This window comes from Bartonella sp. AA23NXGY (assembly GCF_042197165.1).
In the GTDB taxonomy this organism is placed as follows: domain Bacteria; phylum Pseudomonadota; class Alphaproteobacteria; order Rhizobiales; family Rhizobiaceae; genus Bartonella.
In genome coordinates this window covers 36,621-50,822 of record NZ_JBHIRO010000001.1, presented here as the reverse complement: position 1 = coordinate 50,822, position 14,202 = coordinate 36,621, and the positions used below count along the sequence as shown (strand labels likewise).

General features: G+C 34.3%; 8 protein-coding genes. 4 read left to right on the top strand and 4 right to left on the bottom strand.

What is annotated here, in order from left to right:
- Positions 1–911 precede the first annotated feature (911 nt).
- Positions 912–1,745: a peptidoglycan-binding domain-containing protein gene (locus ACFINY_RS00220; RefSeq protein WP_375611145.1), complete on the top strand. Its 834-nt coding sequence runs from the start codon at positions 912–914 to the stop codon at positions 1,743–1,745.
- Positions 1,746–3,510: 1,765 nt separating this feature from the next.
- Here the strand turns inward: ACFINY_RS00220 and ppdK are convergent.
- The 3 genes from ppdK to ACFINY_RS00205 all read right to left on the bottom strand — a co-directional run bounded on the left by ppdK (position 3,511) and on the right by ACFINY_RS00205 (position 7,591).
- Complete coding sequence (ppdK, locus tag ACFINY_RS00215; protein ID WP_375611144.1) at positions 3,511–6,177, bottom strand: pyruvate, phosphate dikinase; 2,667 nt, start codon at positions 6,175–6,177, stop codon at positions 3,511–3,513.
- A 174-nt stretch (positions 6,178–6,351) separates the two neighbouring features.
- Positions 6,352–7,008, bottom strand: a complete 657-nt coding sequence (locus tag ACFINY_RS00210; protein ID WP_375611143.1) for a DsbA family protein — start codon at positions 7,006–7,008, stop codon at positions 6,352–6,354.
- Positions 7,009–7,090: 82 nt separating this feature from the next.
- Positions 7,091–7,591, bottom strand: a complete 501-nt coding sequence (locus ACFINY_RS00205; protein ID WP_375611142.1) for a DUF721 domain-containing protein — start codon at positions 7,589–7,591, stop codon at positions 7,091–7,093.
- Between the two features lie 203 nt (positions 7,592–7,794).
- Between ACFINY_RS00205 and mutY the strand changes: the two genes are divergently transcribed.
- Entirely contained in the window at positions 7,795–8,853 is a 1,059-nt protein-coding gene (mutY, locus tag ACFINY_RS00200; protein WP_375620664.1) for an A/G-specific adenine glycosylase, read from the top strand.
- A 756-nt stretch (positions 8,854–9,609) separates the two neighbouring features.
- On the opposite strand, the gene ACFINY_RS00195 is transcribed toward mutY, so the two are convergent.
- Positions 9,610–10,698, bottom strand: coding sequence for a site-specific DNA-methyltransferase (locus ACFINY_RS00195; RefSeq protein ID WP_375613050.1), 1,089 nt, complete (start codon positions 10,696–10,698; stop codon positions 9,610–9,612).
- A 370-nt stretch (positions 10,699–11,068) separates the two neighbouring features.
- On the opposite strand from ACFINY_RS00195, the gene ACFINY_RS00190 reads away from it, so the two are divergent.
- Positions 11,069–11,764, top strand: coding sequence for an HAD family hydrolase (locus tag ACFINY_RS00190; protein ID WP_375620663.1), 696 nt, complete (start codon positions 11,069–11,071; stop codon positions 11,762–11,764).
- Positions 11,765–13,746: 1,982 nt separating this feature from the next.
- Complete coding sequence (locus tag ACFINY_RS00185; RefSeq protein ID WP_375611139.1) at positions 13,747–14,103, top strand: hypothetical protein; 357 nt, start codon at positions 13,747–13,749, stop codon at positions 14,101–14,103.
- Positions 14,104–14,202: the final 99 nt, after the last annotated feature.

Here is a 14,202-nt window from a genome sequence, read left to right as displayed (position 1 = left end):
ATATGGCACAATTCCGCTGTATAAAATGGGATACATTGTCTATTCAGTAAAAAAATAACATCAAAATTATACACTTACAAGCTGGTCATGTTAATGAACATACTATGATAAAAAATGAGAGAGATAATCGTGTTGTGTACATAATTATTTTAAATAATAGTCCACCATCTTAGCTTAGTTGAAAAGGCTAAAAAAAGTAAACTCTGTTATTCTGACTCTAGTGTCGATAAAATATTTATATTATCTATAAAATTTTTACTGAAATGTTATGAAAATGGTCAACCTGTCGATAAAAACATCAAAAAACAATTGCATCTCTTACGATTACATCTCAAGCCAGTTTTTTCTATAACATTGTAAACATCAATTTAATTAATACTTATGAAAATTATTTAATAGAAGGAATTTATACCAAAATATAATAATATTAAGAGATAATTATTATTACCAAACCGTTTATGGATAAGTAACCATCTATATGTAAATTATAAAGAATAGATAATGATTGTCATCTTTTTAGCGTTATAGGCAAATATTTTCAATTTTATTTTAAATAATAGGCAAACATATGCCCCAAAATGAAGAATAACGTGGTATTATTGTTTAGATAATTATATGTGATAATGTAGTTTGCAAACACCAAAATGATCTTGAATGCTAATCATTTGGTGCTCTCTTTATACACATTAAAGATTTGTATAAAATAAAATGAATAAACGTTGATAAGAACTCTTGTTGATTTATCAACTTATAAATTGATATAATGAAGCTGCTCATTCTAGGAGTTTGAAAGGAAAAATCAATAATGTCAATGCACTTCTCTCTGGCTGGAAGTAAAAACTGTTTCATATTCGTTTCCTAATTTATATTTGTTTCTTTGTAAAAAATAAACGCAACTGAAAATAAAAGTAATGGCAACAAAACGAAAGACCTACCGAAAAAAAACTGTAAAACACCGTAAATACTATAGTAGTATTGTTATAACACTTCTTCTTATAATTTTTCATTTTATTTTTTGGAGTGCAAAAACTATTTATTTCTATACACGAAAAAATACTTTATTTTTTGTTGGATCTTTTCTTTTTAGCATTAGTTTTTTATTTGTTTCATTTAATGCTTTATTTTCGCAAATGACAACGCATCAAAATATTTTAACTCAAATGAAATTTTCCTCTGTTCAAAGTATAGGTAAGAGCTCTACTTTATCGGAAAAAGAAGAAAAATCACAAGAACTCTCCCGTGTAACTTCTGTACATTCTCAAAGTCATAAGTACACAAATTCACCTTTACCCTCTCAATCAGCAAGCATGCTGGAAAAGCAAAAAGAACTAGCAAAATTAGGACTTTATGATGGACCATTAGATGGACTGGAAGGACCTAAAACACGCCGAGCCATCACTTTGTGGAAACAGCAAACTGCTCAGAGAATGCAAAAGAATGTTCTATCTAATCCCGCAGCAGATGAAATCGCGATATTAATTAAGCAAAGCGAAATAGAAACAAACAATACAAAAAATATGACACACTTAAAAGAAGCTATTTCAGAGCCTTCTGTTGAAGATATTATACAAGTGCAAAAAGCTTTACATATTTTTGGGAATGAGGAGGTTATTGTCACAGGAATAGAAGATCAAAAGACGATAGAAGCCTTAAAACAGTTTCAAAAAATATTTGATCTTCCTGTAACAGGTAAAATTAATCACACAATTTTAATGAAAATGCGTGAAATTGGTTTATTAAATTGAAGCTAATCATAATAATCTCTTAATTTATAATGATAATTCATCTTTCGTTTGTTTAATGCTCCCCTCAAACATTCCTTCATCTCAAGCCCTCTTATTTTCAATCAATCAGAATGGTTTTCTTACACATTACATATTGAGCCGTATAATTTGCTTCAAAAAAACCACAACCGATTGCAGAAAAAAGAATATTGCAAAATAGCAAACGCGCTTGTTCTAGCATTTTTATTGCCTCTGATGATAAAAGGACACGAAATTTTTGTAGTATCACGTAAACCTTTCATATTATCGAACCACGAATTGTCCATATATTATCGTCAATTTGATCTTTATAAATATGATGCAAAGAATTTGTGCAAACACCTGTAAGGATAAGTAGACGTAAAGCTAATTGTGTTATGGTTGTTGTTTTGCAAAGTGTCTGATAAAAAACCGGCCTTCTCTCTAATCTATTGCTGGAAAGTTATGTGTTTTATGACATTGTCTTCTTAAGAGAGCGTGTGCGTTTAGTATTGTCTATAAATCAACATCCAAACTTACCGCAGCAGTATGTTTGAAAAAAATGTTAAGACAGTTTAGTACTTCTCTCAGCTGTTATAGCTTTTATATGCCAAATGGAGGCAAGAATATTGCGCATCTCTGTTTGTATAATCTCTTAAAACAGGAAAACAGCCTAATTTGGGAAGAATATGAAATTTTAAGGTAAACACCATTTTTCATCTTTGCCATTTCCTTTTAATTCAGCTTTACGCCTTTCAAAGACATCTAAAGCAATATCTTTAAAATAACGGAAATTACCTATTGCCTCATGCTCTTACTTTATCACATGTCTTTTTGGTCTCACTCCCCCTCACCTAAAACAAAATGTCCCAAACGGAATATACTTGGATTGCCATTCACGGGCTTTCTTAAAAAACATCTCTAAAGCACCCAAAACCACTTTGCAACAACGCCCGTGAATAATAATAGCAGGCCCCCTCCCACAACAACTGCGCGACAGCGTACATCATCTTTACGCTTGTGAAGAAGCAAGCCGGCACCATTACACACTGTACCTACCTTCAATTTGTGATAGCTCTCACTTGAGACGTTTCATAAGAGGCATATCCTTGCTTTATTTTTTTACCTACAGACGCTCATCCCGCCTGTAACATACAAAAAACATGGTTTTGATTGATTCATTATAAAAGAAGTCGAAATAAGAAGATCTTATGATATTTACAGCTTTCATTCAATATGAGAAATAAAAAATTATCTTTATAAATCAATAGATTGTGTAACTTTGATATTCCTTTATAAATGTAAAGATGGGAGTGCATAATGGAGTTTATAAATTTTGGGAAGATTTTTATAAACTTACGGGGAGTTTTACATAATCCCCATTCCACGAATATCAATGTAAAATGGGGCATCCATTGAGAAATGTCTATCTCAAACAGCATGATGCGCAAAAAAAATGCATTTGTTTGGAGCATTCTATTTTGCGTGAGGAGCTCATTCCCCTATAAAAAAGCAAACGCGTAAATTGACTGCACAATAACACGTTTCTCTCTATCAAGAGGTTCGCCAATAAAAAGTGCATTAATAATACATCTTTGTCTATCCTGTGCTTTATATTTTCTTTCATAAACCTCTAAAAAAACACTTTCTCGCGTAACACAACTTATCGTGCATTTTAGAAGCATTTTTATTCCCTTTATTAAAGAAAATAAAAGAATATATAAAAATTTATTTCAGTAATAACGATACAACAAAAAATATTAACCCATTACATCCTTTTTGCTATTGCGGCCTGAGCTGCTGCTAAACGAGCAATTGGCACTCGAAAAGGAGAACACGAAACATAATCCAAGTTATTTTCTTCGCATAAAGCAATAGAGGCAGGATCGCCTCCATGTTCACCGCAAATTCCCAATTTTATTTTTGCACGCTTTGAGCGTCCACGCTGTGCAGCAATGGTAATAAGTTCCCCTACTCCATCACGGTCAATAGACACAAAAGGATCTTGCTCTAAAAGACCTTTTTGAAAATAGGTTGCCAAAAAAGGAGCTGCATCATCACGGGAAATCCCAAAAGTAGTTTGTGTCAAATCGTTTGTTCCAAATGAAAAAAATTCAGCAGTTTCAGCAATTTCATCTGCTCGAAGCGCCGCTCTTGGAAGTTCAATCATCGTCCCAACCATATATTGAATAGTGCTTCCCTTTTCTTTCATCACTTCCTCAGCAACCTGATCAATACGCGCTTTCACAAAATCGAGTTCAGATTTAAGCGCAACCAGTGGCACCATAATTTCAAGCATAACAGGAGATCCAGATTTTTGGGCAGCTTCTGCTGCTGCTTCAAAAATCGCCCGCGCTTGCATTTCTGCAATTTCAGGATAAGTAATAGCTAAACGGCATCCTCGTAATCCAAGCATAGGATTAAATTCGTGCAACTGCTGAGTGCGTTCAGCAAGCACTTCAGCAGAAACACCCATAGCTGTTGCAACATCAAGAATTTCTGCTTTCGTTTTAGGCAAAAATTCATGTAATGGTGGATCTAGCAAGCGGATAGTAACAGGTAAACCACACATAATTTCAAATAATTCACTAAAATCTGAACGCTGCATTGGCAAAAGCTTATCTAGTGCTTTACGACGACCACTTTCATCATGACTTAAAATCATTTCACGCATGGCAACGATACGTTCATCAGAAAAAAACATATGCTCCGTACGGCAAAGACCTATACCTTCAGCCCCAAAAGAGCGCCCCATACGGGCATCAGATGGTGTATCAGCATTAGCGCGAACTCTTATACGTCGCATCCCATCAGCCCATTCCATTAATTTTGCAAAGTCTCCGCAAAGCTGAGGCTGCAACATTGCAACTTTCCCTTTGAAAATTTCTCCACTTCCACCATCAATTGTGATAACATCACCTTTTTTTAGGCTTTCTCCTGAGGCAAACAACGTATTTGTGTTATAATCAATCCGCACACTGCCAGCACCAGAAATACATGGTTTTCCCATCCCCCGCGCAACAACAGCAGCATGACTTGTCATACCGCCACGCGTTGTTAAAATTCCTTCTGCAGCATGCATACCATGAATATCTTCTGGGCTTGTTTCTACTCGGACCAAAATAACTTTGCGACCTTCCGCCGACACAGTTTCTGCCTCTTCTGAAGTAAAAACAATTTCACCAGTTGCGGCTCCAGGAGAAGCAGGTAAACCACGTCCTATAACAAAACGTTCTGCTTTGGGATCAAGTGTTGGATGCAAAAGTTGGTCAAGCGACTTTGCATCAATACGCATCACAGCCTCTTCACGGTTTATTAACCCCTCCTCAACCATTTCAATCGCCATCTTGAGAGCCGCACGAGCCGTGCGTTTTCCTGAACGAGTCTGAAGCATCCATAATTTACCTTTTTCAATGGTAAATTCGAGATCTTGCATATCCCGATAATGCTGCTCAAGATTCTGCGCAATCTGACATAATTTCAAAAAAGCCTCAGGCATAATTTTTTCTAACGACGGTCTATTTGAACCAGCAACAATACGCGCATTTTCTGTAATATTTTGAGGTGTTCGAATGCCCGCCACAACATCTTCCCCTTGCGCATTAACTAAAAACTCACCATAAAGTTCTTTTTTCCCTGTCGATGGATTTCGTGTAAAAGCAACGCCCGTTGCCGAATCTTCTCCCATGTTACCAAAAACCATAGCTTGCACATTAACTGCCGTTCCCCAACTTTCAGGAATGCTATGTAAACGGCGATAAGTAACTGCACGTGCTGTCATCCAACTTGAAAAAACGGCTCCAATCGCCCCCCATAACTGTTGTTCAGGATCTTGTGGAAAAGGGGTTCCTAATTTTTCTTCAACATAGGCTTTATAAGAAATAATAACATTCTTCCAATCATCTGCTGTCATTTCTGTATCAATAGTGTAACCATTGCATGCTTTTACTTCATCAAGAATCTCTTCAAAATACGAATGGTCTAGCCCCAAAACAACGTTAGAATACATTTGGATAAAACGCCGATAACTATCATAAGCAAAACGTTCATTATTGGCTTGTAAAGCAATTGCTTTTACAGTTTTATCATTCATGCCAAGGTTTAGCACTGTATCCATCATCCCTGGCATAGAAGCCCTAGCCCCTGAACGAACAGACAGCAAAAGTGGTCTTTGTTCATTCCCAAATTCACGTCCTGTTTGTTCAGCAACGTATCTTAGTGCTTGCTTAACAGATTCCTGTAGCTCTTCTGGATATGATTTGTCATGGGCATAATAAAAATTACAAACTTCTGTTGTCAGGGTAAATCCGGGTGGTACGGGCAAACCAAGATTACTCATTTCTGCCAAATTAGCCCCTTTACCTCCAAGAAGGTTACGCTCACTTGCACTTCCTTCTGCCTTTCCATCTCCAAAACTATAAACCCATTTTTTCACTGTACAAATCCTCCCATATCAGCTTCAAAACATCATTCAACCCAGGCTCACTTAAAAGCAATGATTTGATTCAAAATTGGCTCAACGATATCGCTTCATAAATGCATAATATTAATCCTTCCAAAAGAGATAATGACCAAAAGTATCACTATCCATCTTCTGGAAGATTAAGATTCAGTTTTTTAGAAAACTATCAATCACCGAAAAAAATTCTTCTACTTTCATGGCACCTTCATATTTACTACCATTAATAAAGAAAGTAGGTGTTGCTGTGACACCAAGCTCTTTACCGCGTTCAAAAGATGCATTTACTTCATCTAAAATGGACTGATTTTTCAAACACGCAGTAAAACTTTCATCTGTAAAACCAGCCATTAAGCCAATTTTCTTCAATGGTGTTAGAGCATTTTTTCCGAAAGCCCATTCATTTTGTTTTTGAAATAAAACTTCTATCAAAGGAAAATAGCGATCTTCCGGTGCACACCGTGCCAACATAAAACCTGCTGTTGCCCGAGGATCAAAAGCATATTCTCGGAAAATAAGTTTTACTTTTCCTGTTTTGATATATTTTTTACGAATTTGGGGAAGTATATCATTATAAAAATGCGCACAATGGGTACATGTCAACGAAGCATACTCAACAATGACGACTGGTGCATCCGCCTCTCCCTCAAAGCGATCCTTTACTTTACCCGATTGGAGAAGCTCTGCCATATCAACAGTTGCCACTGATTTGGGATCACGCGCTAAAGCAACTGTTACACTGTTTTGTACAATCGTTATGAAGAGAAAAATTATCCCGAAAGATAAAAAAGAACGATATTTTACCATAAATAATACTTTTCTGTTGTTATTAACGAATAGGAATCCAATGCTTTCTCATATATTAAAGAAAAATATATAAAATATCTTTCTATTTATTATTTTTTTCCAAAAAAATGCAACAGCCAAGTTGGTAAAGTGCTTGGTGCAAACTTTTATCTTCAATTCCTTCAAGCATTTTTTCCACGTATTTTTTGTCTTGTTCACTCAAAGGCGGTTTTAGAGGCAAGTGATTCATAAAAACCGACATACTCCTTTGCTCAATCTTGATGCGATCAATAGCAATATAGCCAAAAAATCCGTTAATTCTATGAAGTAATTCCTCTGTTTCATGCATCAATTTTAACGCAGCAAATCCTTCACATGCGACAACAAGTGTTGCTGGCTGAAAAACTTCATCTTGATCTGCACGACGTTTCCAAATAATTTTAAGCGGCATTGTATGTTCACTGATATCATAGCCTGCAATCTGTGGCCAATGTTCTATAAGCGCTACATTAAGCCCTGTCCGTTTGCGTAAAACTGGATCAAGTATTTTGTATACCGCCTCAGAAAGAGAATAAAAGATACGTTTTTTAAGTTGTTTTCTCATTTTTAGATCATTGTTCAAGCGCTTACTAAATTAAAATCATTTGTTTCATCTAAAAATTGTTGCCTCCTCAATTTATGAAATATCAACAAAATAAAAAGCCTTTTCTCACCAGAGCCTTGACAATAAAAGAGCAAAAAACATGAATTACAAAATAAATAATTTTTTCTTTTGCATTTTATATCTCCCTATGCTTGAAAGCAATCATGTATGAAATTTCTTCGCACCTCCTTGCTTGGTACGATCAAAATCACAGACATCTTCCATGGCGGATTACCCCCGAAAAGCAAAAACAAGGTATCCGTCCTGATCCTTATCAAGTTTGGCTTTCTGAAATCATGCTTCAACAAACAACCGTTGAAACAGTTAAGCCTTATTTTAAAAAGTTTCTAAAACTATGGCCTGATCTTTCCTCTTTAGCAAAAGCCTCCCAAGATGATATCATGAAAGCATGGGCTGGACTTGGTTATTATTCACGCGCACGTAATCTTAAAAAATGTGCGCGACAGCTTGTTGAAAACTACGCGGGACAATTTCCACAATCTGTAAAAGAATTGCGAACTCTAGCCGGTATTGGAGATTATACTGCCGCAGCCATTGCTGCGATTGCTTTTAACCACCCTGTAGCAGTGGTTGATGGTAATGTCGAACGTGTGGTAGCGCGACTTTTTGCTATCACTTCAATACTGCAAAAAGCAAAAGTTGAAATTAAAGAAAAAACACAAAAAATTACTGCTTTAAATCGTCCTGGTGACTTTGCTCAAGCAATGATGGATTTGGGAGCAACAATTTGTACTCCACGCAAACCATCTTGTTATACCTGCCCTCTTCAATGTTTATGCAAAGCAGAAAAGATGCAACAACCGGAGTCTTTTCCAGTTAAAGCCCCTAAAAAAGAACGCCCTTCAAAAACAGGTATTGCTTTTGTGGTCCTTAATAAAAAGAAACAAATTTATTTGGAAAAACGACAGACGCAAAAGCTCCTTGGTGGAATGACCCAAATTCCTAACAATATTGGCATAAACAACGAAAATGGGCTACAAAACGCACCCTTTACTGCCAATTGGCAATTCAAAGGACAAATTACGCATGTTTTTACTCACTTTTCTCTAAAACTTGATGTTTACTATACCGAAGATGTTCATGAAATGAATTGTGAAAATGGTTGGTGGTGTAACATTCAACATCTTGCCGAAGAAGCATTACCTACTGTTATGAAAAAAGCCATTTCCGTAGCACTTCCCAATTCTTTTAGATTTAAATAACCTTCCCTATTCATAAAAATGTTTTCTAATGGAGACTTTTGTATCTCTAGCGATCATTTACTAATCTGTAAAAGAAAAATTTTAAAAAATGAAATAACCAATTTTTTCTACAGACAAAAATTAAAGAGGGATAGAAACGCTTAGAAGCTTTAGATTTAAATTTCAGGATCTATCCTTTTTTCGCTTATGACGGAGCAAGTTAGCACCATCGTTATATTTACCAGCCCCCTGAACATCCCTTGGTACGTGAAACGGATTATAAGAGGTACTTTTAGTTCTTTCGTTAACAATTTTTATTCACACGCCAACCCCGTTTATGACATGCAAGAAAGTAATTTTCATCGATTCAATATGGAACAAATTTGAAATAAGAAAACTTGACGATATTCCGAGGGCAATTCGATATGAGTTGCGCTAAATTATATTTATAATCAATATATTATATGCACTTTACAGATGTACGTATTCAAAAAAGCACTTAATTTTGAACTTCTGAATGAACCTTTTAATTCTGATATTTCATTTTTATAAGCTTATATTGAAATTTTACTGTTTTGGAACTAAAACGAGAACATAGAGTGAAAATTTCTCATTTTAATTTCTTCTAAAAGCAGCATAAAAATACTCGCTTGTCGCTTACAAGCGAGATTAGTGTGTCAATAAAAAACATCTAATAAAGGCATAAAACGCCCTCACGTCCATCTCAATCAAGATCAGGTACATTGGTGGTCAATAGAATGAAGCGATCAGCTTAGTTCATAAAACACCCGTTTTTAACATTTGTGAACGTATGATCATTCTTAAATGATCTATGGACTTCAACCGTCCATTTTCCTCATAATACCAAAAGGTCCAACCATTACAACTCTGCGAATCTTGAGCCTTTCTTCCCATTGCGTGAATTGAGCCCGCTTCACCACCATGCATAATCGTACCATCAGCTCTTACAATAGCAGATACTTGCTTCTTACGATCATACAGAACTTCTCCAGGATAGAGTAAACCTGCTTCAAGCAAACTGTTGAATGCTACGCGCGGTTCTGCTTTTTTTCTATCCAAAATCGCTAGTTCTGGTTGCGCTAAAGGTTGAACCGCCGCAATTCTCTCACATGCTGCATCGATGTAATCTTGCTCGCGTTCAATCCCAACAAAATCACGCCCTAAAAGCTTGGCAACAGCACCTGTTGTTCCCGAACCAAAAAACGGATCGAGAATAACATCACCAGGTTTACTAGAAGCCATAATAATACGCGCTAATAACGCTTGCGGTTTTTGTGTTGGATGTAATTTACGCCCCGAATCATCCTTTAAACGTTCAGCTCCAGTGCAGAGAGGGAAAAGCCAATCTGAACGCATTTGTAGATCTTCATTTGCCGCTTTTAAGGCATCATAATTAAATGTGTACTTTTTATCTTTTTGATCTCGCACGGCCCAAATAAGCGTCTCATGAGCATTTTGAAAACGGCGCCCTCGAAAATTAGGCATCGGATTATTCTTGCGCCAAATAATATCATTAAGCATCCAAAAACCTAAATCTTGTAATGCCGTCCCAACCCGAAAAATATTATGGTAAGATCCGATAACCCAAAGTGTTCCGTTGGGTTTTAATACACGACGACAAGCAAGCAACCATGCACGAGTAAAAGCATCATAAGCAGCAAAACTCTCAAACTGATCCCATGCATCATCAACCGCATCAACAAGCGAATGATCTGGACGGTATAAAGCTCCATCCAATTGCAAATTATAGGGTGGATCCGCAAAAATCATATCAACAGAATGTTTTGGAAGTTTTTCTAAAACGGAAACACAATCTCCTTTAAAAATTTTATTGCGCCATGGCATTTGTGAGGGAGTACGAAGGAAATCTTTTTGAAGCTGAATAACTGTCATGAAAAACCCAACAAAATTAACTGAATTTGCCCTATAATCAACCAAAATAGTTTATAGGCCCGCATTACCCATCTATATTTACAAAATAGCGTAAACGTATCGTTAAAGTTCTACAAAATTGATAATTGTTTTTGTTTTTTTAGTAAAAAAACTTTCATATGAATGAAACCTTAATTTTCTTTTTTTCAATGTACTGTTCCCATATCTTTTATTTCGTAAAAGAATTAAGAATCATTTTCAAAGCGTATTTTTATGAAATAAGATCTTCTCAATATCGTTTTCATGAAAGTTGTCCATCTCGTAACATGTAAAGGAGTATCTTATGCCTCAGATAGATCTTATTATTTTTGATTGTGACGGAGTTCTCGTCGACTCTGAATATCTTGCAGCAAAAATTGGATCTCAATTGCTCAAACAAACAGGATATGAAATATCACCCGAAGAATTGAGTGAGCGTTTTGCAGGGCTTATCTTTCGCGATATTCTTAAACACGTTGAACAGGAAACAGAAAAACCTATTTCTGCTCATCTCATAGATCAAATGACTAATATTTTTCGTACACAAATAAAAACTAAATTACGGGCGATTGATGATGTAAGAGAAGCTGTAGAAATTATCCAAACACGCTATCCCTACTGTATCTGCTCTAATGCAAAAAGCGTAGATATAAAAGAGATGCTCACCACGGTTGATCTCTATGACCTTTTTGAAGGTAAAATATTTTCAGCACCTGAAGTTGGAACAAAAAGAACGAAACCGGCCCCTGATGTTTTCCTTTTTGCCGCACAACAATTACAGGCAGAGCCCCAAAACACTATCGTTATAGAAGATTCACTTCATGGTGTACACGCAGCCATAGCAGCAGGTATGCGTGTCATCGGCTTTACGGGAGGATCACATAGCTATCTTGGCCACTCTAATGCACTTGCAGAAGCTGGTGCAGAAACAGTTATTGCAAAACATGCTCATTTAGGAGAAGTCTTAGAAGCAATGGCAGTATGGCGAGATCTATTATAAAAAACCTCTTGAATATATCAATTTGTAAACTCTTGTAAGAAGCATTTTTATTCAAATGTCCTGCCCTTCTCGCTGCTCCTTTTATAATAACTTCAATAAATGCGCAATTCACGACACGGGTGAATTGCATCTCAATGTGAAGGAAAAATATAGCACCTCATTGAGATCATAAGTCTGTTAACCATTGCACGTACTTAAAAAAAAGCAAAAAACAGGGGTGCAAACTCATAAAAATTAAACCCTGCTTATCTATCTCAAATCCAATATCCCACTCCCAACCACAGCAGCCTATCCTGATAAATTATTATATTTGTCAAAAAAGAAATATTACGATGCCTTGCTCGATAAGATGTGAAAATTGCTAACCTCTTTCATCTGATCAAAAAAACACACACTATGGTAAAATTGTAAGGGATGTGCATATTGATCATGGAAAAAATATTAAAATTCGCGGAATCTATGGAACACAAGACTTTATTGAAAATGACAAATGCGTCCTTGTTGAGTTACAAAGGCTTATATTTACTCAATCCAAATCTCATAAACTTGTTGAAGGCTTATTTACTTTGCTGCTTAAATAGTATTTTAACAGCATCAATTAGTACAACCTCCCTAAGATTACAAAAAACAAAAAGAATACACTCTTATGAAGATGTGCATTTTATCAAAAACATTTCATACCAAGTAATTTACAGACAATATATTGATTTATAATCATAATTTATCATTATTCAAATTAAGCAAAAAAACCGAATATTGTAAGATTCTCTCATTTCAAACCTGGATATGCTGAATTAAATAAATAAAGAAATAAAAATGCCTTTTAATGAATCATCTCAAAAGGCAAAAATTGTAGCAACATTAGGAGCGAGAAAAGTGTATGGCAATGCCATCTTTCTTCTTTATAAACGTCAAAAATTCTGATGCCCTAAGAATTTTATATTATGGGGGCTTTATCATCATATCTATCATTGCAAAATAGGCTTGAGTACCTTGAGAACGGTTTCTTTAAAAAAGCACATAAATATGAAACATATAATCATGTTAAACAAGCGACAGAGATACCAATAGTTGCTTAAAATTTTCCGAAAGCACTTAATAGACTTTTTAAATAAGCAATGAAATCAGATCTTTTCAAAAGTAATCCACTTTCTAAAAATAAAAGCGGCTTTTCAGTTTGGAAAGAAGAAAGTGTTGAAAATATTATCTAATGCTGATCTTTCGGCACTCATAAATATGTCTAAATTATATTCTTCTATACACTGCCTTGTATCATAGTAATATGCCGTTCACATTAGCGATAAAAAGATAATATCATTTATCTCTATCCAATTCGAGCTCTACTTTACACTATGAGAAAATTGTACATTTTTTAGTATCTATAACATATTATTATCTATAAGATAAATGTATATATTTAATAGTAAATTAAGAATTATTATTCTGCTATCACGATGCAATTAAATAACCATTGAATAATATCTATATAACACACATTATACAATAATGACTATCTATAATAAATACTATAAATAATAAAATTTTATCGTGTCCATTCATATTTTAATTGTTAATAATATTTTTATAACTACATCATAATTTTCATGTTTTCTATTATACTATCGATAATAAATAAATTTTTATATATTTAATAAGTAAAAATTTTGATCAATTTTATTATCTATAAATGTATTTAAAAAATATATTAATATCGTTTTATAAAAATTATACGATAAACATATGTTGTTTTATATATAACACATAATAAAATATTGTATAAATTTTTTAAAAATATAATTTGTAATTATTACTGTTACTTTTTTACAATAATGTTTATAAAAAATTATAGGTATATTTTTATATGTATTTTTATTATTGACTAAAAATACATATTGAACTATATGACTTGTATATAGTGTGAGATACATAAACATTATGTATATTTATTACATATATAAATTAAAAATATTTGAGGTAAAGTTATGGTGAAAATATTTAAAAATTATATTTTAAGCATTTTTATAGCGAGCACTTTTTTTATTTCACAAACTGTAAATGTTAATGCAAACTATTTGAAAAACGATACTCCAAAAGAGGAACTTTCTGTTTTCCCAATGGAACAAGTAAAATATGCGAAATCCGATGTAGTTTCTACGACTGCTTTCTATGCTCCGTCTGTAAATTATCAAACAGAACATAGAACAATAGGTGAAGGAAAATTAGAAAAGGTCTTTGAGCCTATGACTGTAAGAGGGGGACTATTGTACGCTGGATATGCAATAAGTTTTATAGGATCGATAATAAATTGGATAAATGACATAGTATTGATGTTCAAGTAATTCAATATATTGTAGAAATATAGAATACATAGCTTCATTATGTTATTATTAATTATTATAAATTTATTACATAATGAAGCTTCTATTACTATAACTATA